24 protein-coding genes are annotated in these 25,455 nt (G+C 60.4%); 14 read left to right on the forward strand and 10 right to left on the reverse strand.

Annotated features, from left to right (window positions below):
- Positions 1 to 99 precede the first annotated feature (99 nt).
- The 5 genes from ACQUTP_RS14415 (at position 100) to ACQUTP_RS14435 (ending at position 6,877) form a co-directional block, all read left to right on the forward strand.
- Positions 100 to 1,113: a LacI family DNA-binding transcriptional regulator gene (locus ACQUTP_RS14415; RefSeq protein WP_017899639.1), complete on the forward strand. Its 1,014-nt coding sequence runs from the start codon at positions 100 to 102 to the stop codon at positions 1,111 to 1,113.
- A gap of 135 nt (positions 1,114 to 1,248) precedes the next feature.
- Positions 1,249 to 1,776 (forward strand): electron transport protein HydN, encoded by a 528-nt coding sequence (gene hydN / locus ACQUTP_RS14420; RefSeq protein ID WP_004205658.1) that lies wholly within the window; start codon positions 1,249 to 1,251, stop codon positions 1,774 to 1,776.
- Between the two features lie 8 nt (positions 1,777 to 1,784).
- Positions 1,785 to 4,019 (forward strand): carbamoyltransferase HypF, encoded by a 2,235-nt coding sequence (gene hypF / locus ACQUTP_RS14425; protein WP_048295436.1) that lies wholly within the window; start codon positions 1,785 to 1,787, stop codon positions 4,017 to 4,019.
- The gene (locus tag ACQUTP_RS14430) at positions 4,016 to 5,029 is read left to right on the forward strand and encodes a HoxN/HupN/NixA family nickel/cobalt transporter (protein ID WP_017899641.1); all 1,014 of its coding nucleotides are present in this window, start codon (positions 4,016 to 4,018) and stop codon (positions 5,027 to 5,029) included. Before hypF ends, ACQUTP_RS14430 begins: the two co-directional genes overlap by 4 nt.
- A 513-nt stretch (positions 5,030 to 5,542) precedes the next feature.
- Positions 5,543 to 6,877, forward strand: a complete 1,335-nt coding sequence (locus tag ACQUTP_RS14435) for an MFS transporter (protein ID WP_060656674.1) — start codon at positions 5,543 to 5,545, stop codon at positions 6,875 to 6,877.
- Between the two features lie 38 nt (positions 6,878 to 6,915).
- On the opposite strand, the gene ACQUTP_RS14440 is transcribed toward ACQUTP_RS14435, so the two are convergent.
- Positions 6,916 to 7,632: an IclR family transcriptional regulator gene (locus ACQUTP_RS14440; RefSeq protein ID WP_048325482.1), complete on the reverse strand. Its 717-nt coding sequence runs from the start codon at positions 7,630 to 7,632 to the stop codon at positions 6,916 to 6,918.
- A gap of 166 nt (positions 7,633 to 7,798) precedes the next feature.
- Here ACQUTP_RS14440 and ACQUTP_RS14445 point away from each other — a divergent pair, with 166 nt between their 5' ends.
- Both ACQUTP_RS14445 and ACQUTP_RS14450 read left to right on the forward strand, forming a co-directional pair.
- Positions 7,799 to 8,494, forward strand: a complete 696-nt coding sequence (locus ACQUTP_RS14445) for a diguanylate cyclase (protein ID WP_017899644.1) — start codon at positions 7,799 to 7,801, stop codon at positions 8,492 to 8,494.
- A complete protein-coding gene (locus tag ACQUTP_RS14450) occupies positions 8,491 to 9,438 on the forward strand; it encodes a hydroxyacid dehydrogenase (RefSeq protein ID WP_004205666.1) in 948 nt (315 codons plus the stop codon). The genes ACQUTP_RS14445 and ACQUTP_RS14450 overlap by 4 nt, the downstream gene beginning before the upstream one ends.
- Positions 9,439 to 10,148: 710 nt before the next feature.
- On the opposite strand, the gene norW is transcribed toward ACQUTP_RS14450, so the two are convergent.
- Positions 10,149 to 11,282 (reverse strand): NADH:flavorubredoxin reductase NorW, encoded by a 1,134-nt coding sequence (gene norW / locus ACQUTP_RS14455; protein WP_094309094.1) that lies wholly within the window; start codon positions 11,280 to 11,282, stop codon positions 10,149 to 10,151.
- Entirely contained in the window at positions 11,279 to 12,727 is a 1,449-nt protein-coding gene (norV, locus tag ACQUTP_RS14460; RefSeq protein WP_048295431.1) for an anaerobic nitric oxide reductase flavorubredoxin, read from the reverse strand. The genes norW and norV overlap by 4 nt, the downstream gene beginning before the upstream one ends.
- A 187-nt stretch (positions 12,728 to 12,914) precedes the next feature.
- Between norV and norR the strand changes: the two genes are divergently transcribed.
- Positions 12,915 to 14,465, forward strand: a complete 1,551-nt coding sequence (norR, locus tag ACQUTP_RS14465) for a nitric oxide reductase transcriptional regulator NorR (protein WP_048325466.1) — start codon at positions 12,915 to 12,917, stop codon at positions 14,463 to 14,465.
- Here norR and gutQ read toward each other — a convergent pair.
- The 7 genes from gutQ to srlA form a co-directional block, all read right to left on the reverse strand.
- Positions 14,428 to 15,393, reverse strand: a complete 966-nt coding sequence (gutQ, locus tag ACQUTP_RS14470; RefSeq protein WP_004205670.1) for an arabinose-5-phosphate isomerase GutQ — start codon at positions 15,391 to 15,393, stop codon at positions 14,428 to 14,430. The two genes, norR and gutQ, sit on opposite strands and share 38 nt — an antisense overlap.
- Positions 15,386 to 16,159 carry a glucitol operon DNA-binding transcriptional repressor SrlR gene (gene srlR, locus ACQUTP_RS14475; protein ID WP_004205671.1) on the reverse strand — a complete coding sequence of 258 codons (774 nt, stop codon included), beginning with the start codon at positions 16,157 to 16,159 and terminating at the stop codon, positions 15,386 to 15,388. The genes gutQ and srlR overlap by 8 nt, the downstream gene beginning before the upstream one ends.
- A gap of 66 nt (positions 16,160 to 16,225) precedes the next feature.
- Positions 16,226 to 16,585, reverse strand: coding sequence for a transcriptional regulator GutM (gene gutM, locus ACQUTP_RS14480; RefSeq protein WP_004205673.1), 360 nt, complete (start codon positions 16,583 to 16,585; stop codon positions 16,226 to 16,228).
- A 154-nt stretch (positions 16,586 to 16,739) separates the two neighbouring features.
- A complete protein-coding gene (gene srlD, locus ACQUTP_RS14485; RefSeq protein WP_002914815.1) occupies positions 16,740 to 17,519 on the reverse strand; it encodes a sorbitol-6-phosphate dehydrogenase in 780 nt (259 codons plus the stop codon).
- A gap of 12 nt (positions 17,520 to 17,531) precedes the next feature.
- On the reverse strand, positions 17,532 to 17,894 hold the full coding sequence (srlB, locus tag ACQUTP_RS14490) for a PTS glucitol/sorbitol transporter subunit IIA (RefSeq protein WP_004205674.1): 363 nt from the start codon (positions 17,892 to 17,894) through the stop codon (positions 17,532 to 17,534).
- Between the two features lie 13 nt (positions 17,895 to 17,907).
- Entirely contained in the window at positions 17,908 to 18,888 is a 981-nt protein-coding gene (gene srlE, locus ACQUTP_RS14495) for a PTS glucitol/sorbitol transporter subunit IIB (protein ID WP_004205675.1), read from the reverse strand.
- Complete coding sequence (srlA, locus tag ACQUTP_RS14500) at positions 18,885 to 19,448, reverse strand: PTS glucitol/sorbitol transporter subunit IIC (RefSeq protein WP_004205677.1); 564 nt, start codon at positions 19,446 to 19,448, stop codon at positions 18,885 to 18,887. The genes srlE and srlA overlap by 4 nt, the downstream gene beginning before the upstream one ends.
- A 277-nt stretch (positions 19,449 to 19,725) precedes the next feature.
- Here srlA and mltB point away from each other — a divergent pair, with 277 nt between their 5' ends.
- The 6 genes from mltB (at position 19,726) to recA (ending at position 25,385) form a co-directional block, all read left to right on the forward strand.
- Positions 19,726 to 20,805 carry a lytic murein transglycosylase B gene (mltB, locus tag ACQUTP_RS14505; protein ID WP_128336325.1) on the forward strand — a complete coding sequence of 360 codons (1,080 nt, stop codon included), beginning with the start codon at positions 19,726 to 19,728 and terminating at the stop codon, positions 20,803 to 20,805.
- A 338-nt stretch (positions 20,806 to 21,143) separates the two neighbouring features.
- A complete protein-coding gene (locus ACQUTP_RS14510; protein ID WP_072140381.1) occupies positions 21,144 to 21,854 on the forward strand; it encodes a metal ABC transporter ATP-binding protein in 711 nt (236 codons plus the stop codon).
- Positions 21,851 to 22,714: a metal ABC transporter permease gene (locus ACQUTP_RS14515; protein WP_004205682.1), complete on the forward strand. Its 864-nt coding sequence runs from the start codon at positions 21,851 to 21,853 to the stop codon at positions 22,712 to 22,714. Before ACQUTP_RS14510 ends, ACQUTP_RS14515 begins: the two co-directional genes overlap by 4 nt.
- Before the next feature lie 7 nt (positions 22,715 to 22,721).
- On the forward strand, positions 22,722 to 23,600 hold the full coding sequence (locus ACQUTP_RS14520; RefSeq protein ID WP_032456499.1) for a metal ABC transporter substrate-binding protein: 879 nt from the start codon (positions 22,722 to 22,724) through the stop codon (positions 23,598 to 23,600).
- 138 nt (positions 23,601 to 23,738) lie between these two features.
- A complete protein-coding gene (pncC, locus tag ACQUTP_RS14525; protein ID WP_004205685.1) occupies positions 23,739 to 24,236 on the forward strand; it encodes a nicotinamide-nucleotide amidase in 498 nt (165 codons plus the stop codon).
- Positions 24,237 to 24,326: 90 nt separating this feature from the next.
- Positions 24,327 to 25,385, forward strand: coding sequence for a recombinase RecA (gene recA / locus ACQUTP_RS14530; RefSeq protein WP_004205686.1), 1,059 nt, complete (start codon positions 24,327 to 24,329; stop codon positions 25,383 to 25,385).
- The last annotated feature ends 70 nt before the right edge of the window (positions 25,386 to 25,455 follow it).

Genomic DNA, 25,455 nt, shown 5'->3' on the forward strand with positions numbered 1-25,455 from the left:
GTGATTTTGATCGCTAATCGTCGCGGTGAGCAGGGGAGTGCTGTAAAAGCGGGAAACGTGCAGTACACTGCCTGCAACTTTTGCAACAGGAAGAATCACATGGCAACGATGCTGGAGGTCGCTAAGCGCGCGGGGGTATCGAAGGCGACCGTGTCGCGGGTGCTGTCGGGCAACGGCTATGTCAGCCAGGAGACCAAAGACCGGGTGTTTAAGGCGGTGGCGGAGAGCGGCTACCGACCGAATCTGCTGGCGCGCAACCTGGCGACCAAAACCACGCAAACCCTCGGCCTGGTGGTGACCAATACCCTGTACCACGGCGTCTATTTCAGCGAGCTGCTGTATCAGGTGGCGCGGATGACCGAGGACAAGGGGCGGCAGCTGATCCTCGCGGATGGCAAGCACAGCGCGCAAGAGGAGCGGGAGGCGATCCAGTACCTGCTGGATCTGCGCTGCGATGCGATCATCATCTACCCGCGTTTTCTCACTGTCGACGAGATGGATGAGATCGTTGAGAACCACTCGCAGCCGATCATGGTGCTTAACCGCCGCCTGCGCCGCCACGCCAGCCACTGCGTCTGGTCCGATCAAAAAGCGTCGGCGATGCGGGTGGTGGAGCGGCTGATTGCCCTGGGCCACCGCGATATCGCTTTTATTACCGGCTCCCTTGACTCGCCCACCGGCGTTGAGCGTCTTGCCGGCTACAAAGACGCGCTGGCTGGCCACGGCATTACCCTGAACGAGGCGCTCATCGCCGAAGGGCGCTGGACGCCGGAAACCGGCGCGGCGGCAGTGGAGAGCCTGCGTCAGCGCGGGGTGACCTACAGCGCGCTGGTGGCAAGCAATGACGATATGGCCATCGGGGCGATGAAGCAGCTTCACCAGCTGGGCATTAAGGTGCCGGAGCAGGTCTCGGTGGTGGGGTTTGACGATATTGTGCTGGCGCCGTACATGGTGCCGTCGCTTGCCAGCGTCCGGGTGCCGGTGACGGAGATGATTAAAGAGAGCATTAATCGCCTGATATTTATGCTCGATGGCGGGGAATTCAATGTTCAGCAGAGTTTCCCAGGGGCGCTGATCGAGCGTGAGTCGCTGGTGGCGGGTCCCTGCGCCTGACGTCGTCAGCTGTCATCGTCACTACTGACGATGACAGCGCATCACCGATTAAAATCTATTTATTATCAATAATATAAAAATTGGAACGTATTATGCATACTCCGGCGCCTAACCCTCTTACTGCTGGAGAAATGGATGAACCGTTTCATTATCGCCGATGCGAGCAAATGCATCGGCTGTCGCACTTGCGAAGTGGCCTGCGTGGTGTCCCATCAGGAACATCAGGACTGCGCCTCCCTGACGCCGCACACCTTTCAGCCGCGTATTCATGTGATAAAAGGGGTCAATGTCTCCACGGCCACCGCCTGCCGTCAGTGTGAGGACGCTCCCTGCGCCAACGTCTGCCCGAACGGCGCTATCAGTCGCGATAAAGGCTTTGTTCACGTGATGCAGGAGCGCTGCATCGGTTGCAAAACCTGCGTCGTCGCCTGCCCGTACGGGGCGATGGAGGTAGTGGTGCGGCCGGTGATCCGCCATAGCGGCGCCGGACTGAACGTCGTGGCGGAAAAAGCCGAAGCCAACAAGTGCGATCTCTGCTTCCACCGCGACAGCGGCCCGGCCTGCATGGAGGTCTGCCCGACGCACGCCCTGGTCTGCGTAGACCGCAACAAGCTGGAGCAGATGAACCAAGAGAAACGTCGCCGCACGGCGCTGGCCTGGTAACCTCTGGCATGAACGGGGTGCAAATCCGCATTCGCGGTAAGGTGCAGGGGGTGGGGTTCCGCCCCTTTGTCTGGCAGCTGGCTCAGAGGCAGGCTCGCTGCGGCGATGTCTGTAACGACGGCGAGGGCGTTCTGGTGCGGCTGGCCGGGGGCGATGACGGTTTTACTGCCGCCCTCGCTGCCCACTGCCCGCCGCTGGCGCGGGTCGACAGCGCCGACTGCGCCCCTTATCGCTGGGCGGCTCCGCCGCAGGGCTTCACCATCCGTGAGAGCGGGGCGGGGCGGATGCGCACCCAGATCGTGCCCGATGCCGCGACCTGCCCGGCGTGCCTCGCGGAGATGAATGATCCCCGGGCGCGCCGCTATCGCTACCCCTTTATCAACTGCACCCACTGCGGGCCGCGGTTGACCATCATTCGTGCCATGCCTTACGACCGGCCTCTTACCGCGATGGCGCCGTTTCCGCTCTGTCCGCCCTGCGAGGCGGAATACCGCGATCCCGCCGATCGCCGCTTTCACGCCCAGCCGGTGGCCTGCCCCGACTGCGGGCCGCGGCTGGAGTGGCGGGCCCAGGGTGAAGTGCGGCGCGGTGAGGCGGCGCTGCAGGCGGCTATCGCCCGGCTGGCGGCGGGCGACATCGTGGCGATAAAAGGCGTCGGCGGCTTTCATCTGGCCTGCGACGCCGGCAACCCCGCTGCTGTTGCCACGCTGCGGGCGAGGAAACACCGTCCGGCGAAACCGCTGGCGGTGATGCTGCCCTCTGCGGCGGGGTTACCTGCCGACGCCGTGGCGCTGATGGACTCCCCGGCGGCGCCCATCGTACTGATTAGCAAAGCGCAGGTCTCCGGCCTGTGCGACGAGATTGCGCCAGGGCTTGCGGAAGTTGGGGTGATGCTGCCGTCTAATCCGCTGCAGCATTTGCTTCTGCAGGCGCTGGCGCGCCCTATCGTGATGACCTCCGGCAACCTTAGCGGCCGCCCGCCGGCGTTAAGTAATACTGAAGCACTCAACGACTTAGCCGACATCGCCGACGGCTTTTTGCTCCATAACCGCGACATCGTGCAGCGGCTGGATGATTCTCTGGTGCGCTCGAGCGGAGAAATGCTGCGCCGCGCCCGGGGCTATGTCCCGGATGCGCTGCCGCTGCCGCCGGGTCTGGACAAGGTGCCGCCGCTGCTGGCGCTGGGCGCGGACATGAAAAACACCTTCTGCCTGGCGCGCGGGGGCGAAGCGGTTCTCAGCCAGCACTTCGGCGATCTTGGCGAGGAGGGCGTCGAGCAGCAGTGGCGCAGCGCGCTGCAGCTGATGCAGAACATCTTCGCCTTTGCGCCGCAGCGGGTGGTGGTTGACGCCCATCCTGGCTATCGATCGACGCAGTGGGGAGCGGCTCTGCCGCTGCCGGTGGAGACCGTGCTGCATCACCATGCTCACGCTGCGGCGTGCCTGGCAGAGCACCGCTGGCCGCTCGACGGCGGAGACGTTATCGCCCTGATCCTCGACGGAATCGGCATGGGGGAGAACGGCGCGCTATGGGGAGGGGAGTGCCTGCGGGTTAACTATCGCCAGTGCGAACATCTCGGCGGGCTGCCGGCCGTCGCCCTGCCGGGCGGCGACCTGGCGGCGCGTCAGCCGTGGCGTAATCTGCTGGCTCAGTGCCTGGCTTTTGTCCCTGACTGGCAGGATTACCCGCAGACCGGTACGCTGCGCCAGCGCAACTGGCCGCTGCTGGCGCAGGCCATCGACCGCGGTATTAACGCGCCGCGCGCCTCGTCCTGCGGACGGCTGTTTGATGCCGTCGCCTGCGCGCTGGACTGCGCCCCGGAGAGCCTGAGCTATGAGGGGGAGGCGGCCTGTCGGCTGGAGGCGCTGGCCGCCAGCTGCCCCGGCGTCAGCCATCCGGTCACGCTGCCGTGGCGCGGCAATGCGCTGGACCTGGCCACCTTCTGGCGGCAGTGGCTGCGCTGGCAGGCGAGCCCGGCGCAAAAAGCCTGGGCATTTCATGACGCCCTGGCCTGCGGACTGGCGGCGATGGCCCGCGACTGTGCGACTGCCCGCGGCATCGACACGATTGTCTGCAGCGGTGGGGTGCTGCATAACCGTCTGCTGGCGGCGCGATTGACCTTTTATCTGGCGGATTTTACTCTGCTGTTTGCGCAGCAGTTGCCGGCCGGCGACGGCGCAATCGCCTATGGTCAGGCGGTGATCGCCGCCGCTCGCGTTCAGGCTCAAGGAACACAACAATGATAATGACAGTTTTACGCCAGCAGCCGCGCGCCGCGGGCCTGGTGTTGGGGTTGATCGCGGCGAACTTACTGGCCTGGTGCTGGGCGCTGCAGGCCTTTGGCGACAGCGGCGCGCTAATGGCCGCCAGCCTGCTGGCCTGGGGCTACGGCCTACGCCACGCAGTGGACGCCGATCATATCGCGGCGATTGATAACGTCACCCGCAAGATGATGCAGCAGGGGCGGCGGCCCTTCGCCGTCGGGGCCTGGTTCTCGCTGGGCCACTCGTCGATTGTGGTGCTGGCCTCGGCAGCGATTGCCGCTACCGCCACGGCCTTCAGCGCGCAGATGAACTGGCTGCACGACACCGGTAGCGTCATCGGCACCGCTGTGTCGGCGCTGTTTCTGCTGGCGATGGCCTTTATCAACCTGGTGATATTGCGCAGCGTCTGGCGTAGCTTTCGGGCGTGGAAGCGGGGTGAGCCGTTGAGCGACGAGATCGTCAGCGGCGGCGGGGTGATGAGCTGGCTGTTTGGCAAAACCTTTCGTCTGGTCAGCCGCAGCTGGCAGATGTACCTGGTCGGTTTCCTGTTCGGCCTCGGGTTTGATACCGCCACCGAAATCGGCGTGCTGGGCATCTCCGCCGCCGGGGCGTCGAGCGGGATTTCCGTCTGGTCGATTATGGTCTTCCCGGCGCTGTTCGCCAGCGGCATGGCGCTGGTGGACACCCTCGATAACGTGCTGATGGTCGGCGCCTACGGCTGGGCGTTCAGCAAGCCGCAGCGCAAGCTTTACTACAACATGACCATCACCGGCACTTCGGTGGTGGTGGCGCTGTTTATCGGCGGCCTGGAAGCGCTGGGTCTGCTGATGGATAAGTTTGCGCTCAGCGGCGGAATATGGCGCTGGGTAGGGGCGTTAAACGACAACCTCGGCGACGCCGGGTTTGTGGTGGTCGGGCTGTTTGTCGCCTGTTGGGCGCTGTCGGTGCTCAATTATCGCTGGCGCGGCTACGATAATCTGGCGCGTTAGGTTCAGCATTTTCCCGGCTTGCGCTGCGCTAAGCCGGGCGATCATCACTCTCTGGCGGCGCTTCTCTGCGCAGGTTCCCACCGGTCGTCACGAACCATCGCTCTACGTTAATCAGCTCACTTATTTAACTCATTGAAAAATTATACTTTTTAATTAAATCTCAACGCTCCCCCCGTTTAAACGACCTGAAACATCTGTGATTTACCTCTTATTTACATAATTTAAACCAGTTGTTAACTGGATAAAAACACGGCAGCCTCGTTATAGTAGTTTTGTGAAATAAAACTTGGTTGTACATTGTACAACAATGAGTGAGGTGTTCATGGCGATCGTTAGCGCACCGTACCTTGCGGTCAGAACGTGTGGCTGGCGTTACAGCGTGAAGCGCCATGGCAACCCGAGCCGCCCATCCTGATCTTCGGGCGCGGCAAAACGGACGCATCAGGCTGAAGTCACTTATTGCATCTCTACATCGTTTTCCTGATAAACATAATGAAACCCTGCGAGGAAACCATGACCGATCAATTACCGAACCGCGCGAACGATAACGACGCGCTGGAAAAAGAAACCATGCGACGGGTTATCTGGCGCATCCTGCCTTTCCTGGTGGTGAGCTACCTGGTGTCGATTATTGACCGGGGCAATATAGGCATGGCGGCGCTGCAGATGAATGAAGATCTGGGGCTAAGTAAGGCGGCTTTTGGCTTCGCCAGCAGTTTGTATTTTGTGGCCTACTTTATTTTTGAAGTACCCAGCAATCTGGCGATGCAGAAGGTGGGCGCACGCTTGTGGCTGCCGCGCATTATGATCAGCTGGGGAGTGGTATCGATGTGTATGGCGCTGGTGCAAAATACGACCTCACTGTATATCGTCCGTTTTTTGCTGGGCGCCGCCGAAGCGGGCTTCTTTCCGGGCGTGGTGCTTTATCTTACCTGGTGGATCCCGTCGCGCTACCGTGCGCGTATCATTGCCTCTTTTATGGTGGCCATTCCGCTGGCTAACTTTATCGGTTCACCGCTTTCAGGGTTGATCCTGACCCTGGATGGCTGGTTAGGGCTGCGTGGCTGGCATCTGTTATTCATTATTGAAGGGCTGCCGGCGGTACTGCTGGGAATAGCCGCGTTTTTTATTCTGCGCGACCGCCCTCACCAGGCCGGCTGGTTAACCGAGCGGCAAAAAACGTGGCTGGAAAACACCCTTCAGGCGGAGCGGCAACAGCAGACACAGATCGGCCACACCACGACATGGCAACTGTTGAAGCATCGCCAGATCTGGCTTATGGCGCTGATTTACGCTGGCGCTTCTTCTGCCGGCACCACGCTAAGCGTCTGGTCTCCACAGCTGCTGAAGTCGTTCCATCTTGATAACCTGACCACCGGGCTGCTGAATGCCATCCCCTATGGACTGGCCTCGGTGCTGATGATTGTATGGGGACGCAGTTCGGACCGGAATAATGAACGCCGCTGGCACACGGCCCTTGCCCTCTTTATGATTGCGGCTGGCGTGTTCGCGGCATTTATCAATCTATCGCTGCCGGCCACCATTATGATCCTCAGTACCATACTGATTGGCGCATATGCGGCGAAGGGCCCCTTCTGGGCGCTGGCATCGGGCTGGATGAGCAGCACGTCAGCTGCCGCCGGGCTGGCGGCCATCGGCGCGATCGCCAACCTGATTGGCGGCGCGGTGATGGTGAATGCCTATGGCATTATTAGCGAACGGACAGGAAGCTATACGCTGGCGATGCTGCCGCTGGCCGCCTTGTGTCTGGCAGGCGGCATTGCGGTGCTGGCGATGGGGCGCCGTTACTCGCAGTCTGCCAGGCAGGAAAAACAGGTGACCCATTAATAAGCAAAGGCGGGATTTTTCCCGCCTTCTCAGCAAAGCTACTCTTTCACACCGTAAAACGTTTCGCAGAAAGGCTTGCTGGCCCCTAGCTTGAGCGACAGGCGGTTGGCCGTCTCCTGCATGAGCTGGCTGATGCCGCTCGTTTTACGATCTTCCGTCAGACGCGATGCCGGCCCGGTCAGGGCCAGCGCCGCGATCAGTTTATCGTGGACGCCAAAAACAGGCATTGCGAAGGCCGCAGTGTGCGGGTCGCGCGCGCCGGAGGTATAGAACGGCAGCGTCGACTCGTCTTCCGGCAACGATTCACCCAATCCCCAGTGGCGTAAAACCTTGCTGATAGCGGAACCATCCAGCGGGAACTGGCTGCCGGGCAGGTTGCTGTGGCGTAATCCCTGGGAGGCTTCGGCGCGGAACAGGCACAGGCGTTGCCCACCCTCAATCACATACCAGCTTGCGCTTTCGCTGGAGGCCTGCGACAGCGCCTGCAATTCCGGCTGTACGACTCTGGCAAGTTCAAATGATTGCTCATAGAGCTTGCCGAGATAGAGCAAACGGTGGCCGAGCGTATAGGTGCCATCGTCGTGCCGGATGATGTAGTTCATTCGCTCAAGCGAATTCATCAGGCGATAAACGGTTGTTTTGTGATATCCCGAAAGCTGGGCCAGCTCGGTTAACGTCAGACTGTCATTACCGGGACGGAAGCAGTCAAGTAAAGCCAGCGCCTTTTCAACGGCAATTACGCCTTCATTCCCCATCATGTTCTCCTTTTTGCCGACCAAAATTGTACCTGAATTTTGTGAGTATCTTCGTGTTTACATCACAAACAACTTCGCAACACTGGCGAAAAGCGACGCAATGCTCGTATAGTTGTTTTATATAGTACACGCAAGTTGTACCTAGTAAAACAAATGGAGAGTCACCATGTCTGCTTCACAACAGAAACTCATCAATCTTGATATTGCGCGTGTTGACGCGGAAGAGGTCCGTCAGGCTGCCGAATTTCAGGCCGCCATCCTGGCTGACGTAGCCGGACGCCGTGGCACATTACATGGCCGCATCAAGCCGCTGGCGCCGCATATGACGGTTGCCGGGCCGGCGATTACCGTAGAGGTACGCCCAGGGGATAATCTGGCTATTCACGCCGCAATGGCCGTCGCCAAACCTGGCGACGTGCTGGTCATCGACGGGAAGGGCGATCTCTCCTGCGCGCTGCTGGGAGAGATCATGGCAACGCAGGCGCAGGCCAGCGGTATCGCCGGGATCGTCATCGATGGCGCTGTTCGTGATGCGGAAACCTTAAGTAAACAACGCTTTCCGGTTTTCGCAGCCGGCCTGAATCCGTGCGGCCCCACCAAGTTCATTCCTGGCCGGGTCAATCATGCCATTTCGGTCGGTGGCGCCGCGGTGCAGGCAGGTGACTTAGTGGTAGGGGATATTGACGGCGTGGTTGTTATCCCGCGCGATGAAGTCCGCACTATCATCGAGCTGGCGAAAGGTAAACTGGAAATGGAATCAAAACGTCTGGTTGCTATCCGCGACGGCGACCTTCGTCCGCACTGGCTGGAGAGCGCTCTGCGTCAGGCGGGGATGCTGAGCGAAGGGGAGACACTGCCATGAGCGCTAAAAATGTCATACTGATTACCGGCAGCGATTTGGCTGACGCGGCGCTGGGGATGCTGGAAGATTACGAACTTGTCTTTGCCGGCCGCCAGCCTACAGAGGCCCAGCTGATCGCGCTGTGCCAGCAGCACAATCCCGTCGCCATCCTGGTGCGCTATGGCCACATCACTGCCGCCGTTATGGATGCCGCCCCGGCATTGAAGGTGATTGCCAAACATGGCAGCGGCATCGATGTCATTGACGTTGAGGCGGCTGCCGCGCGCGGCATTCTGGTTCGCGCGGCGACCGGGGCGAATGCCGCCGCGGTTTCCGAACACACCTGGGCGTTAATTCTGGCCTGTGCTAAGTCGGTCATTCCGCTTGATCGCCGCCTGCGCGAAGGGCACTGGGATAAATCAACGCATAAATCGCTTGAGCTTGAGGGCAGAACGCTGGGACTCATCGGCCTCGGCGCCATTGGCAGCCGGGTGGCGAAGATTGCCTGTGCCTTTGGCATGAAGGTTCTGGCTTACGATCCCTATGCGAAAGCGGTTCCGCCGGAATGTGAACGTGTTGCTGAACTTAGCGAGCTGCTCATGCAGGCCGATGTGCTGTCGCTTCATTGCCCTTTGACGCAACAAAACAGGGGAATGATCAATGCCGCCACGCTGGCGCAGTGTAAGCCGGGCGCCATCCTCGTGAATACCGCGCGCGGCGGGTTGATTGACGATGCGGCGCTGGCCGCGGCATTAAAAGCGGGGACCTTGCGCTGGGCGGCGCTTGACAGCTTTAATAGTGAACCATTAACCACGCCGCATATCTGGCAGGCGATCGATAATGTCATTCTCTCTCCGCATGTGGGCGGCGTTAGCGATGCCTCTTACGTGAAAATGGGGACCGCCGCCGCGGCCAACATTCTGCAGGTGCTGCAGGAGTTGGCTCAGACAGAAACAACGTATTAAGTGTTAACCGAACCTGCGCTCCCGGTTAATTATTCTGCCCTTATGCACTTACGGGCGGCGTCCGCAGGCCGGGTAAGCGTAGCGCCAGCCGGCGAAATTACCGCGCAACAGGCTGCGTGGGAGGTAATAATGCTTGCCCGGCGGCGCTGCGTGTATTGCAGATACGGTTATCGGAATGCCACTTTGTCACTCCGGCAACAGCGTCTGTCGCCTGTAACTTCAGCGTACATTGCGCTCCCGGTTAATCTTCTGCGTTATGTCTTTCATGGCGCAGGGAGCGCACAGGGGGCGGCCAGTCGCCGCCGCCCCCTGTACCCCCGGGCTCCGGCCAGCAAAATCGCCGCTGCGCGGTCCCTTCGACTTATCCCTGCAGGCTTCGGGTCGGGCCGAGGCAGCGTCCGTGCAAAACACGGCCCTCAGCCCGCATCCATGCGGGCTGCCCCGGCCTTCCGGGAACGTCTCAGCGATTTTGAGGCCGTCAGCACCGGCAGTTTCAGCGACCCCAGCGCCAGCGGTGATTTGGGGCTGTAGGCCGGGTAAGGTGCAGCCGCCACCCGGCGAAATCAAGGATACCGTGCCTGATATCTTGCCCGGCGGCGCTGCGCTTGCACGGGCCTACGGGGTGTGAGCCTGTGAGTGGATCCTGTAGGCCGGGTAAGCGTAGCGCCACCCGGCAAACTAACGGCAAAACAGGGCTGCCTGGAAGGTCATCAACTCACCAGCTGTTTGAGCAGGGCAAAGGCGTCTTTCATCTTGTCTTCGCTGACCACAAAGGCGCGCAGCTGCTTCTCACCATCCAGCCCTTTCGCCACCAGCCCCTCTTTGGCGGCCACGATGTTCCACGTCAGATCCTCGCGACGGGTATCGCCGGCCAGATGCAGCGGCAGATCCGGGGTCTTCACCTTCACCAGCATCGGCGGCAGTTTCAGTTCTCCCGTCTGCGCCAGCAGGTTTTTACTCAGGCACATGGCGCTGAGTAAAATCGGCTGCAGGAACGGCATTACCGTACCGTTGATTTCCGCACAGTCGCCGAGGGCGTAAATCGCCGGGTCGCTGGTTTGCAGCTGGCTATTGACCACCACGCCGCGGTTAATCTGCAATCCGGCGTGGCGCGCCAGCGAGGTTTCCGGGCGCAGGCCGGCGGCGGCCACCACTGCATCGACGGTTATCACGCGCTGGCGATCGAGGCTAACGCGGATGCCGTCGGCGGTATGCTCAAGCCCTTCCAGCTGCGTTTTTAACATCAGATGGACGCCCATCCCGGTGAGGCGATGCTGCAGACGGCTGCTGACCTCCGGCGGCATCAGCGCCGCCAGTACGCTGGCGGCGTTATCAACCACCGTCACCGCTTTACCGGCGCGACAGAAATCCATCGCCAGTTCGCAGCCAATCAGGCCGCCGCCGACGATCAGCACCCGCCTGGCGTCGCGGAGCTGGCTCTGCGCCGCGCCATATTCGCGCTGGCTATTGAGGGTCAGCATCAGCTCGCGCCCCGGCACCGGCGGGATGAACGGCGTGGCGCCGGTGGCCAGCACCAGTTTGTCGTAGCGCCACTGCTTATCCAGGCTTTTCACCCGATGGTTTTCAGCGTCGATATCGTTCACCCAGGTATGGGGAAACAGGCGCAGATTGTACTGCTCGGCGAACTCGCCGGCGCTTTGCAGGGTGAGATCGTCGGCGTGCTGTCCGCGGCTGATGACGTGGCTGAGATCGGGCTTGTTGTACTCATCCATGCTATCGGCGGCGATGAGGGTCAGCGGGATTTCGGCATCCTGCTTACGAATATTTTTCACCAGCTGGCGGGCCGCGAAGCCCGAGCCGATGATGACGATACCATCACTCATTTTGCCTCCGTCGCCAGGACGTCAAAGACATCTTTGCCAAGAGAACACTCAGGACAAAGGAAATTGTCCGGCACTTCACTCCAGGGCGTACCCGGCTGGACATCCTGGTTAGGTTCGCCTTTCGCCGGGTCATAGACCCACTGGCAGACGCTGCACTGCATCATGGGACCGAGATCGGCGGCCGTGGCGGCGGCACAGGCGCAGTCCTGTTGTTCCGGCGTGACTGTCGCTTCAGCAACCGGCAGCGGGGAGAGAGCCCACTGGCGGGCGATGTCGCGACCGTGTTGGCGGCACAGTTCCAGCGCGTCGATATCCGGGCGCCATTTGGCTTTCAGGCTCAGGGACATCTCAAAGCCGGCATCCTGCAGGCGGGTGGACAGGCGGTCTACCGCGCCGCCGCTCCAGCCGTGGGAGCCAAAGGCGCTGGCGCGTTTGTTGCGAAAACGCAGCCCGGTCATCTCTTCCACCAGCCCGGCGATTTTCGGCATCATCACGTTGTTCATGGTGGAGGTGCCCACCAGCACGCCCTTCGAGCGGAAAACATTGGTGAGGATGTCGTTTTTGTCGCTGCGGGCGACGTTAAAGATTTTCACCGCCACCCGTGGGTCGACCTCAGTGATCCCCTGGGCAATGGCGTCCGCCATCATGCGGGTGTTGTTGGACATGGTGTCGTAGAAAATCGTGATGCGATCTTCCTGATAATCCGCCGCCCATTCGAGGTATTTCTCGACGATTTGCGTCGGGTTATCGCGCCAGACCACGCCGTGGGAGGTGGCAATCATCGCTACCGGCAGGTTGAAGCCGAGGATTTCGTTAATTTTCGGCGTCACCAGGCGGCTGAAGGGCGTCAGGATGTTGGCGTAGTAGCGCTGGCACTGTTCGTACAGTTCACTCTGGTCCACTTCATCGTTGAACAGATGTTCGTCGCAGTAGTGCTGCCCGAAGGCGTCATTGCTGAACAGCACCGCGTCGCCGGTCAGGTAGGTCATCATGCTGTCCGGCCAGTGCAGCATTGGCGTTTCGACGAAGATCAGCTGCTTACCGTTGCCGATATCGAGAGTGTCGCCAGTTTTCACCACGTGGAAGTTCCACTCCGGATGGTGGTGATGACCGTTGATGGAGTCGATGGCGTTGGCGGTGCAGTAGATCGGCGTATCCGGGATCTGCATCATCAGCTCAGTCAACGCGCCGGCGTGGTCCTCTTCGGCGTGGTTAATCACGATGTAGTCGAGGTCGGCGAGGTCGATTTCGCGGCGCAGGTTCTGCACGAACTCGCGGCTGAATTTATGATCGACGGTATCGATCAGCACGTTTTTTTCTTCGCGGATGAGATAGCTGTTATAGCTGCTGCCGCGCAGCGTTTTATATTCGGTGCCGTGGAAATCACGCACTTCCCAGTCACGTTGGCCAACCCAAAGAATGTTATTTTTCACCACAATAGACATAGCAACCTCAATCAATACAGTATGTTTAAACTCAGTTGCCTGGCGTATTACAAGTTGCGTGCCAGTTTTTTAAGGTATTGAATAAAAAGAATTTTTAAATTTTCATGATTTTCGTTGCTGTCAAAATGACAATGATTAAAATAGTCGATATGACTATTAAGGTTGTCAAAATGACAATGGAGCGATGATGAGTTTTTCCGTTGAGGCGCTGGCGAGAATCGCCATTGATTTACAAAGCGATATCGGTCACGTCGACCGCTTTTCGCGCCTGATCGCCACCCTGCGGCAGATCCTGGGCTGCGACGCCTCGGCGCTGCTGCGCTATGAGGCCCATCAGTTTGTGCCGCTGGCGATCGATGGCCTGGCGCAGGATGTGCTTGGCCGGCGCTTTGCGCTGGATGGGCATCCGCGGCTGGAGGCGATCGCCCGCGCCGGCGATGTGGTGCGCTTCCCGGCGGACAGCGACCTGCCGGACCCCTATGACGGCCTGATCCCCGGCCAGGAGAGCCTCAAGGTTCACGCCTGCGTGGGGCTGCCGCTATTTGCCGGGCAAACGCTGATCGGTGCACTGACCCTTGACGGTATGGATGCCGACCGCTTCGACAGCTTCAGCGATGAAGAGCTGCGGCTGATCGCCGCCCTGGTGGCTGGGGCGCTGAATAACGCGCTGCTTATCGCCCGCCTTGAAGCGCAAAACGTCCTGCCGCCGCAGGTGGTGAATTACCCGCAGCCGGAGCGCCAGGAGCTCATCGGCCTGTCGGCGCCGATGCTGCAGCTGAAAAAAGAGATCGAGATTGTCGCTGCCTCGGATTTAAACGTGCTGATCAGCGGCGAAACGGGGACCGGCAAAGAGCTGGTGGCGAAGGCGGTGCATCAGGGTTCGCCGCGGGCGGCTAACCCGCTGGTGTACCTCAACTGCGCGGCGCTGCCGGAGAGCGTGGCGGAGAGCGAGCTGTTCGGTCACGTGAAAGGGGCGTTTACCGGGGCTATCAGCAACCGCAGCGGCAAATTTGAGATGGCCGATAACGGCACGCTGTTCCTCGACGAAATCGGCGAACTGTCGCTGGCGCTGCAGGCGAAGCTGCTGCGCGTCCTGCAGTATGGCGATATTCAGCGTGTCGGCGATGACCGCAGCCTGCGTGTCGATGTGCGGGTGCTGGCGGCTACCAACCGCGATCTGCGCAAGGAGGTGGTGGAAGGGCGCTTTCGCGCCGACCTCTATCACCGGCTGAGCGTTTTCCCGCTGTCGGTTCCGGCGCTGCGCGAGCGGGAAAATGACGTGGTGCTGCTGGCAGGCTATTTTTGCGAGCAGTGCCGCCTGCGGATGGGGCTGGCGCGGGTAATTTTAAGTGAGGCAACGCGTAACAGGCTGCAGCAGTGGTCGTGGCCGGGCAACGTGCGCGAACTGGAGCATGCCATTCACCGGGCGGTGGTGCTGGCGCGGGCTACCCAGGCTGGCGATGACGTAGTACTGGAGCCGCAGCATTTCCAGTTTACAGCGGCTGCGCCGACGTTGCCGACCGAGGAGATGGCAGCGGCGCCGGCGATGGGCAACGTCAATCTGCGCGAAGCCACGGATAACTTCCAGCGCGAGGCGATTTCCCGCACGCTGGCGGCGCATCAGGGCAACTGGGCGGCGACCGCCCGCGCGCTGGAACTGGACGTCGCCAACCTGCACCGGCTGGCGAAACGTCTGGGGCTTAAAGGATCCCGGCCTGGTAAAAGTTCTGCAGGTTGATGGCGCCGACCAGCAGGCCGTTTTCATCCACTACCGGCGCGGCGCTGATTTTATGTTTCATCAGCCGCTCTTTGGCTTCCACCGCGCGGCTCTCCGCCTGCAGCGTCACGCCGTTGCGGGTCATCGCCTGCGTGACGCCGTCGTTTAAGGTGCCGCCGCCCACCAGCCAGCGGCGCAGGTCGCCGTCGGTGAAGACGCCCTGCACGCGGTTGGCCTCATCGCAGACCGCCACCAGGCCGAGCCCGGTGCGGCTCAGCTCGAGCATCGCGTCCATGACGTTGGCGTCTGTACCGACGCGCGGCACTTCGTCGTCGCGGCGCATCAGATGATGCACTTTGTTCAGCAGACGCGCGCCGAGCGCCCCCGCCGGATGGGAGCGAGCGAAATCCTCTTCACTGAAGCCGCGGGCTTGCATCACCGCCATCGCCAGCGCGTCGCCGAGCATCAGGGTGTTGACGGTGCTGGAGGTCGGCGCCAGATGCATCGGACAGGCTTCGCGCTCCACGGCGATATCCAGCACTGCTTTCGCCGCCAGCGCCAGCGGCGAGGTGGATTTGCCGGTCATCGCCAGCAGGGGTATCCCTTTTTCCTCCAGCCGCGGCACGATCAGATCCAGCTCTTTCGCGCTGCCGGAGTAGGAGATAAACAGCATCACATCGCGACCGTCGAGCATGCCGAGATCGCCGTGCAGGGCTTCCGCCGGGTGGACGAAAAAGGCCGGAGTGCCGGTGCTGGCGAAGGTCGCCGCCAGCTTTTTGCCGATATGACCGGATTTCCCGATACCGGAGACAATCAGTTTGCCCTCGCAGTGGATGATGGTCTCCGCCGCGCGGATGAAGTCATCGCCCAGGCGTTCCGGCAGGCGGCTCGCCTCCTGTAGCTCCAGCATCAGGGTCTGGCGTCCGGCCTCTAACAAAAAGTTACTCATGATGTTCTCCAGTAATGATGACTTCTATGCCTTTGGCTTCCAGCGCCCGCTGGAATGCAGGGTCAATATCGGCATCGGTAATCAGTTTATCCACGCGCTCCAGGCCGCAGACAATATTGGGGCTTTTACGGCCAAACTTTGACGAGTCGGCCATCAGGATCACTTCGCGGGCGGCGTTGCACATCGCCTTGCTGACGGTATACACCTCATTGAAGGTGGTGACGCCGGCGTTCAGATCGATGCCGTCGGTGCCCATAAACAGCTTGTCGAAACTGAACTGTTCGAAAGCGTTTTCCGCCAGCTGGCCGTGAAAGGAGGCCGATTTTTTGCGGAAGGTGCCGCCGGGCATCAGGATAGTCTGTTCATTATCCAGTTCGGCAAGGGCATTGACGATATGCAGGCTGTTGGTCATCACCGTGATGTTATTGAAGCGGCTGAGCAGCGGGACCATCTGCAGCACCGTGCTGCCGGCATCGAGGATGAGGGAGTCGCCATCATGAATAAAACGCACCGCCGCTTCGGCGATGCGCGCTTTCTTATGGGTGTTGATCAACGTCTTATGATCGATCGGCGGATCGGCTTCATCCTTGTTGAGTACCACGCCACCGTAGGTGCGAATGACGGTGCCGGCGTTTTCCAGCGTGACCAGATCCTTACGGATGGTGGTGCCGGTCGTATCGAAATGTTGCGCCAGCTCTTCGACCGAGCATTTTCCCTGCGACTGCAGGAACTCGAGAATGGCTGCCTGGCGCTGACGTGGTTTCATAGGCGTCTATCCTGCGTTTAAGTTTCGAAGTGATAATTTCGCAAGATATTTACTTTTACAACGAAATTATCCATGTTTCGGATTAAGCGCTAATGATAGTGCATTCTGACAGCGCGGATCATGGGGAAAGATCACATCAGGCTGCAATTCCGCGATATGTTTGCCGTCCAGCGTGGGGATTTTTTGCGGACGGGCGAAAATGGTGAAGCCTTTCATCAGCAGCGTGTCGCAAATGCGGTTGTCATCATCAACGGCGATAGCGACGATGGCGCGCGGTTGAAAGCGTCCGGCGGAGCGGCCGACCCCCACCCGACCCTGCTGGCACAGGCTGTCGAAAGCGCGATTGAAACGGCGGATCTGCCAGCCGCCAAAGGCCATTTGGGTAAGCCAGGCGATGGCGGCGACGGTGATTAATGCGGTAACCATAGGTATCTCCTTAAGGGGGGCGGGAACAACCCGGGTCGTGGCGCGAGCGCCTAACCCGAGCGATCCGCGGTGCCTTTTCGTCGGGTAGCGGCTAACGCCTTACCCGACCTACAGTTTTGTAGCCCGGATAAGCGCGGCGCCATCCGGGATCCCTTTAAAACATCACCTGACCGCCGGTAACGTTGATCGACTGACCGGTGCAGTACGACGCCTGCGGGCTGGCGTAAAACATTAATACGTTCAGCACATCCTGATATTCGCAACCGCGCTTCAGGGGCACCTTGTCGATGTAGTACTGCTCGACCTCGCTCTCATCGATACCGAGCTTGGTGGCGTACTGCGGCAGCAGCGACTGGAACATCGGCGACTTCAGCAGATTGCCGAGCATCAGTGAGTGTACGGTAATACCGTATTCCGCCAGATCCAGCGCCAGCGACTGGGTCAGCCCGACGCCGCCGAACTTCGCCGCGCTGTAGCCGGAGTTGTGCTTGCTGCCGACTTTGCCGGATTTCGAGTTGATCTGAATGATCCGCCCCTTAATGCCGTCGCGGATCATCAACCGCGAGAACTCGCGGGCGCAGAGGAAGTAGCCCACCAGATTGACCTGTAGCGAGCGGTCGAAATCCCCCAGCGCAAAGTCGCTAATAAACGCCGCTTTGGCGATGCCGGCGCTGTACACCAGCAAGTCGACGCGCGAGAAAATCTCATCCACCCCATGGGCCAGCGCGGTGACGCTGGCCTCGCTGGTGGCGTCGGCGCCGAAGCCATACGCCATGCCTTCGCCATATTCAGCGTTAATCTCCTGGGCGACGCGGCTGGCTTTTTCGCTCTGAATATCGACCACCGCCACGCGGTAGCCCTCGGCGGCCAGCCCGCGGCACAGAAACTCTCCTAAGGTTTGTCCACCGCCAATGACAACAGCAACCTGATTCATCTTTCTCTCCTGTTAAGCAACAAATTTCAGTACGCAGCCGGGCGCAATGGCGTCCGGCACCGGGCCCGCCACGTGGACGGTCCCCGGAAACTCCGCGTCGCGATGGCCGTCAAAGCGCAGGGTGATATGGCCCAGCTCGCGCAGATTTTGCTCGGCAACGTCGCCGACGGCGGTCACCGGGTAGCGCAGCTCGCCAAGCTGCAGCTCTGCGCCCGGCTGCAGCGAACCGGCAAGCTCGCCGTGGTTGTGAATAAAGCAATACGCTTCGATATCCGCCGGGGCGCCCTCGCGGAAGGTGATCAGCATTTGCTCTTCCAGCGCCATCGCCGCGCAGGCGCCGATGTGCGTAATAGTGGTCTGGTAAATCACGGTCATGTTCTGGCCCCTCTTACTGGTAAATAAATCCGGAAACGAACCACGCGATCAGCACCGTTGGCGCGCCGGTCAAAAAGCGGCTGACCAGCACCGACGGCACGCCGACGCGCACGGTATCCTGGCGGGCTTCGGCCAGCGACAGGCCAACCGGGATAAAATCGCAGGCGGCCTGGGCGTTAATGGCGAACAGCGCCGGCAGGGCGAGGTGCGGCGGAATATTGCCGAGGCCGATCTGCACGCCGATCAGTACGCCAATCACCTGGGCGATAACCGCGCCAGGGCCGAGAAACGGCGACAGCAGCGGGAAGGAGCAGATCAGCGCCAGGGTCACCAGACCCAGCGGATGGCTGGCGAGCGGCGCCAGGCCATGGGCGATCCAATCGCCGATGCCGGAGGCCATGATGATGCCGATCAGCGCCGAGACGAAGGCCATAAACGGCAGGATCGTCTTCAGCACCGTATCGATGGTGTCGCGTCCGGCCTGGAACAGCACCGCCACCACCGAGCCCATCCCCATCCCGACCTTCGCCAGTAGGCCATCGCTCTGTTCAGTGATCTTTTTGCTGGCGTCGTAGTCGCGACCCGCGCGGTTGTTCTCCGCCGGTGGCTCGGGAGCTATCGTGCCGCCGGTCGCGATGCGCTGAATGTTCTCCTCCTTGACGCCGGAGACGTAGATATCTTCTGTGATGTACTGGGCCAGCGGCCCCGATTTGCCGGTGGCATGGATATTCACCGTCGGGATGCGGCGCTTGGGATAGAGCCCGCAGCGCAGGGTGCCTCCGCAGTCGATAATCGCCACGCCGATGTCGCTTTCCGCCGGTTCGCCCTCTTTAAAACCGTCCACCGCCTGCCAGCCGGTCAGGCTGGCGATACGGTCAACGATCGCCGGGCGGGTGCCGGCGGTGATATAGACGATCTTTTTGCCCTCGACGACGTCGAGCTCAAGGGGGCCGCCCCAGCCGCCGGTGCCTTTCTCAATACGAATCCGGGTCATGATGTCGCTCCTGACAGATGCACTTTCTGAGCCAGCTGAATCGCCATTTTTCGCTCGAAAATCGAGGTGGTCAGGTCGGTAACCCAGCCGCGGAAGAAGTTGGTCACCAGCCCGACCAGCAGATAGCTCACCGCCAGCGGACCGAGCGGCAGGCCGAGGGTGGTGAGGCCGTTGGCGATGCCGAGATAGACGAACAGTTCGCCGGGGTTGATATGCGGAAACAGACCGTTCATTGAGTGGCAGCTATAGGACGCCGCCGCGTAATAGCTGGGCTTGTACTTCTCTGGCATAAAGCGGCCCAGGCTCAGGGTCATCGGGTTACAAAACACAAAGGTACCGATGCAGGGCAACAGCAGGTAGCGGGAGATCGGGTTCCCGGCGCAGCGCTGCGCCAGTTTTTCGATCCGCTGCTGGCCAATAAAGTTGATCAGCGCGTTCATGATCACCAGCAGACTGATCAGCAAGGGGAGGATCCCGGTCACCATGCCGGTAAACACCTCGCCGCCTTTCTGAAACAGGCCGATAAACCACTCCGCGCCGTGGGTCACGACGTCAATCATTGTTCTCTCCTTCAGCATGTTATTTTTCTTGCTAACTGCAGACTTATTTTAATCATTTTGAAAGGTTTTAAAGTGTTAAATGGATCGCAAAATGAAAGATAAATATTTTATTTTGAAAGATTGGCGCTGAGAGGATGAAATAACGAGGGGCATGACAGCATGCAGGGAAGGGGGCGGTGAAGGACTATTTTGTCTACAAACGGATTGTCGCTTTCTTGTTGGTCGTCGCATGCTTTACCATAATTATCCCTTGCTGAATTTGTTAAACGGAATTCCCATGTTGAAGCGTCGCTCTCTGGCTTTACTTCCCCTTTGTGTGCTCCTCGCTGCCTGCAGCAGCAAACCCAAGACTCCCGCGGAAACGGAGATGGCGAGTGGAACCGGCGGCTTTTTGCTGGAACCGCAGCATAACGTGATGCAGATGGGCGGCGACTTCGCCAACAACCCGGCGGCGGCGCAGTTCATCGATAAGATGGTGGCGAAGCACGGCTTCGACAGGCAGCAGCTGCAGGAGATCCTGTCGCAGGCGAAGCGTCTGGACTACGTTCTGCGGCTGATGGATCGTCAGGCGCCGACCGGCTTGCCGCCGACCGGGCCAACCGGCGCCTGGCTGCGCTACAAGAAACAGTTTATTACCCCGGATAACGTGCAGAACGGCGTGGTGTTCTGGAATCAATATCAGGACGCGCTCAACCGCGCTTATCAGGTCTACGGCGTGCCGCCGGAAATCATTGTCGGTATTATCGGCGTGGAGACCCGTTGGGGACGGGTGATGGGCAAAACCCGCATCCTCGACGCGCTGGCGACCCTGTCGTTTAGCTATCCGCGCCGCGCCGAATACTTCTCCTCCGAGCTGGAAACCTTCCTGCTGATGGCGCGCAGCGAAAGCGACGACCCGCTGGATCTGAAAGGCTCTTTCGCCGGGGCGATGGGGTACGGCCAGTTTATGCCGTCGTCCTATAAGCAATACGCGGTGGACTTTAACGGCGACGGCCATATCAACCTGTGGGACCCGGTGGATGCTATCGGCAGCGTGGCCAACTACTTCAAACAGCACGGCTGGGTGAGCGGCGATCTGGTGGCGGTGCAGGCGCTGGGCCAGGCGCCGGGGCTGGAGAATGGTTTCAAAACCAAATACAGCGTGTCGCAGCTGTCGGCGGCGGGATTAACTCCGACCCAGCCGCTGGGCAACCATCAGCAGGCCAGTCTGCTGCGCCTGGACGTCGGCACCGGCTATGAGTACTGGTACGGGTTGCCGAACTTCTACACCATCACTCGCTACAATCACAGCACCCACTACGCCATGGCCGTCTGGCAGCTTGGCCTGGCGGTTTCTCAGGCCCGCAGCGGTTATTAATACTGTCATCGGCTGACAGTATCCGAGCCTCCCCGGATAACGGCGCGTAGCGCCTTATCCGGGCGACGGTCTGTTATCTGGTTGGTGGCCCCGTAAGCGCAGCGCGACCGGGGTATTTCCCGGAAAGGCCGCGCTTATCCTGCTGTTTCTTCCCGTCGGCATGCTTCCTGTCTACCTTTGTTACATTTCCGCTCACCGACGCTGATTTACAATCTAATTTCGCCCCTGTATTGTTATGTTATAACATTTAATAAAAGGGGTAAGGATATGTTCGCATCGGTTTTTATGGCATCCGGCGCGGCGCGCCTGGCCATCGCTGGAACGCTGCTGGCGGCGCTATGGCTGGCGACCTGGTGGGCGGTGACGCTGCCATGATTGAACTGGAACAATTGGTAACCGGCTATGGCGGGGCGGCGATCACCCCTCCGCTGAGCGGGATGATATGTCCCGGCAGCCTGACGGCAATCGTTGGTCTCAATGGCTGCGGAAAATCGACCCTGCTGAAAACCCTCGCCGGGTTTCTTCCGCCGGTCAGCGGCCGCCTGCGCTGGCAGGGAAAGCGGCCGGTGATTGGCTGGCTGGCACAGCGCCATGCCCTCGAGTCACAGTTTCCTCTCAACGTGCAGGATGTGGTGAGTCAGGGCGCATGGCCCGGCGTGTCGCTGCTGCGCGGTCTGAGCGGCGATACCCGGCGACGCATCGGCGCGGTGCTGGAGCGGGTCGGGCTGGCGAGCCTGGCGAAAACCCCGATCGAAGCGCTCTCCGGCGGCCAGTTTCAGCGCATGCTGTTTGCCCGGGTGATGGTGCAGCGGGCGCCGCTGGTGATGCTCGACGAGCCCTTCACGGGTATCGATGAAGCGACCAGTCGCGAACTGATGGAGCTGATCCTCGACATGCACCGGCAGGGGCAAACCATCCTGGCGGTGCTGCATGATAACCAGCGGGTAGCCGACTTTTTTCCGGAGACGCTGCTTTTAACCCGCCAGCGCGCCTGCTGGGGTGCCACCCGGGCGGTTCTCCCGGCCTTCAGCCAGGCGAGGTCAGCATGATCTGGCACACCTTCTTTCAACCTTTTATTGAATTCGGCTTTATGCGCCGGGCGCTGGTGGTCTGCCTGGCGTTGTCGCTAAGCACCACCATGCTGGGCGTCTTCCTGTTGCTGCGGCGCATGAGCTTGATGGGCGACGCGCTGTCGCACGCCATTCTCCCCGGCGTGGCGGTGGGCTATCTGCTGAGCGGCATGTCGCTGCTGGCCATGACCGTGGGCGGCTTTGTCGCCGGCATCGCGGTCGCGCTGGTGGCGGGATGGGTGAGCCGGCGGACGCCGTTAAAAGAGGACGCCAGCTTTGCTGGATTTTATCTGGGATCGCTGGCGCTGGGCGTCACTCTGGTGTCGCTGCGCGGCTCCAGCGTCGACCTGCTGCATCTGCTGTTTGGCTCCATTCTGGCGGTGGATCGTGACGCGGCGCTGTTTGTCAGCGGCGTCGCCAGCCTGACGCTGTTGTGCATCGCGCTGTGCTACCGCGGTCTGGTCAGCGAGGCGTTCGACAGTGCCTGGCTGCAGGTGAATAACCGCCGGCTGCCCGCGGTGCTGCATGGGCTTTTTCTGGCGCTGCTGGTGCTTAACCTGGTGGCGGGATTTCAGGTGCTCGGCACGCTGATGGCGGTAGGGGTGATGATGCTTCCGGCGGTTGCCGCGCGCTGCTGGGCGCGAACGCTGCCGGGCATCCTGCTGCTGGCGGCGCTCTCCGGCGCGCTCTGCGCCTGGCTGGGTTTGAGTCTCTCCTGGGCGGCCAGTCTTCCCGCCGGGCCCGCCATCGTGCTGACCGCCAGCGCGCTGTTTTTTATTTCGCTGTTTTTTGGCACGCGCAGCCGACTGCTGGTCGGCTGGCGCAAATTGATGGGGTAAGGAAATGATGAAACGTAGTGCAATAGTGGTCGCGCTGGCCTTCGGCCTGATGGCGCAGGGGGCGATGGCGAAAACGCTGAATGTGGTAAGCAGTTTTTCAGTGCTGGGTGATATGGTGCAGCAGGTTGGCGGGGAGCATGTCCATGTGGATACCCTGGTCGGCCCGGATGGCGATCCGCACACCTTCGAGCCGTCGCCGAAGGATAGCGCGCTGCTCAGCAAGGCCGACGTGGTGGTGGTTAACGGCCTGGGACTGGAAGGCTGGCTGGATCGCCTGATTAAGGCCTCTGGTTTTAAGGGCGAGCTGGTGGTGGCGTCGAAGGGCGTCAAGACCCATACCCTCGATGAAGACGGCAAAACGGTGACCGATCCCCACGCCTGGAACAGCGCAGCGAACGGCGCATTGTATGCGCAGAATATCCTCGATGGTCTGGTGAAAGCCGACCCGGAAGATAAAGCGGCGTTGACCAGCAGCGGCAAGCGCTATATCGACCAGCTGACGGCCCTCGACGGCTGGGCGAAAGGGCAGTTCAGCGCCATTCCGCTGGCCAAGCGCAAGGTCCTGACCAGCCATGACGCTTTCGGCTATTTTGGCCGCGCTTATCACGTAACCTTCCTCGCGCCGCAGGGGCTCTCTTCAGAGAGCGAGGCCAGCGCGGCGCAGGTGGCGACGCTGATTAAGCAAATCAACGCGGACGGCGTCCATACCTGGTTTATGGAGAACCAGCTTGACCCGCGGCTGGTGAAGCAGATTGCCAGCGCCACCGGCGCGCAGCCCGGCGGAGAACTCTATCCTGAGGCGCTCTCCGCCCCGGGGGGCGTCGCGGATAGCTATGTCAAAATGATGCGTCATAACGTGGCGCTGATCGCCGCCAGCATGAAGTAAGCGTGCGATTTCTCATCCCGGCGCCGCCGGGATGATTCATTTTGGATGTCCCCTCGTAAATTCCACACCTCGTCCCCATATCTCTGTGGAAAGTGCTATCTTTGATGGCCTCTTTATCCGGAGCAAAGCGGGGCGATAATGACCGATTCAGAATTAATGCAGCTAAGCGAGAAGGTCGGCCGGGCGCTGCAGGCGCAGGGCGCGACGGTGACCACGGCGGAATCCTGCACCGGTGGCTGGATAGCGAAAGCCATCACCGATATTGCCGGCAGCTCAGCGTGGTTTGAACGCGGTTTTGTGACTTACAGCAACGAGGCCAAATCGCAAATGATCGGCGTCAGCGAAGCGACGCTGCGGGACAACGGCGCGGTGAGCGAACCGGTGGTGGTGGAGATGGCGATCGGCGCGTTGCGCGCCGCGCGCGCGGACTATGCCATCTCGGTTAGCGGCGTCGCCGGGCCGGATGGCGGCAGCGACGAAAAGCCGGTCGGGACGGTGTGGTTTGGCGTCGCCAGCGTTAGCGGACAAGGGGTGACGCGGCGGGAATGCTTTGCCGGAGACCGCGAAGCGGTACGTCGTCAGGCGACGGCCTACGCGCTCAATCTGCTCTGGCAACAATTTCTACAAAAGACTTGATACTGTATGACTATACAGTATAATTGCCTCAACTGAACAAATATTAACGGCGAAGCGAACACGCTTCACCCTGCATGATTAGGAGTAACAATGGCGATCGACGAAAACAAACAGAAAGCGTTGGCGGCTGCACTGGGCCAGATCGAAAAGCAATTCGGTAAAGGCTCCATCATGCGCCTGGGTGAAGACCGTTCTATGGACGTAGAAACCATCTCCACCGGCTCGCTTTCTCTGGATATCGCGCTGGGCGCCGGCGGTCTGCCAATGGGCCGTATCGTCGAGATCTACGGGCCGGAATCCTCCGGTAAAACCACCCTGACGCTGCAGGTTATCGCCGCAGCGCAGCGCGAAGGTAAAACCTGTGCGTTCATCGATGCGGAACACGCGCTGGATCCGGTCTATGCGCGCAAGCTGGGCGTGGATATCGACAACCTGCTGTGTTCTCAGCCGGATACCGGCGAGCAGGCGCTGGAAATCTGTGACGCGCTGGCGCGCTCCGGCGCGGTTGACGTTATCGTCGTCGACTCCGTCGCGGCGCTGACGCCGAAAGCGGAAATCGAAGGCGAAATCGGCGACTCTCACATGGGCCTCGCGGCGCGTATGATGAGCCAGGCGATGCGTAAACTGGCGGGTAACCTGAAGCAGTCCAACACGCTGCTGATCTTTATCAACCAGATCCGTATGAAAATCGGCGTGATGTTCGGTAACCCGGAAACCACCACCGGCGGTAATGCGCTGAAGTTCTACGCCTCCGTGCGTCTGGATATCCGTCGCATCGGCGCGGTGAAAGAGGGCGACAACGTCGTCGGTAGCGAAACCCGCGTCAAAGTGGTGAAGAACAAGATTGCGGCGCCGTTCAAACAGGCTGAATTCCAGATCCTCTACGGCGAAGGCATCAACTTCTTCGGCGAGCTGGTTGACCTTGGCGTGAAAGAGAAGCTGATTGAGAAAGCGGGCGCCTGGTACAGCTACAACGGCGACAAAATTGGTCAGGGCAAAGCGAACGCTATCACCTGGCTGAAAGAGAACCCGGCGGCGGCGAAAGAGATTGAGAAGAAAGTGCGCGAACTGCTGCTCAACAACCAGGACTCTACGCCGGACTTCGCCGTTGACGGCAACGATGCAGAAGAAACGGAACAAGATTTCTGATATTGTCTAACAGAGTGATAAAGGGCTGCTTATGCGGCCCTTTTGCTTTTTTTAGATTATTGAGGTGCCT

Source organism: Klebsiella sp. 2-CIP_Kleb., assembly GCF_050378715.1.
Lineage (GTDB): Bacteria > Pseudomonadota > Gammaproteobacteria > Enterobacterales > Enterobacteriaceae > Klebsiella > Klebsiella quasipneumoniae.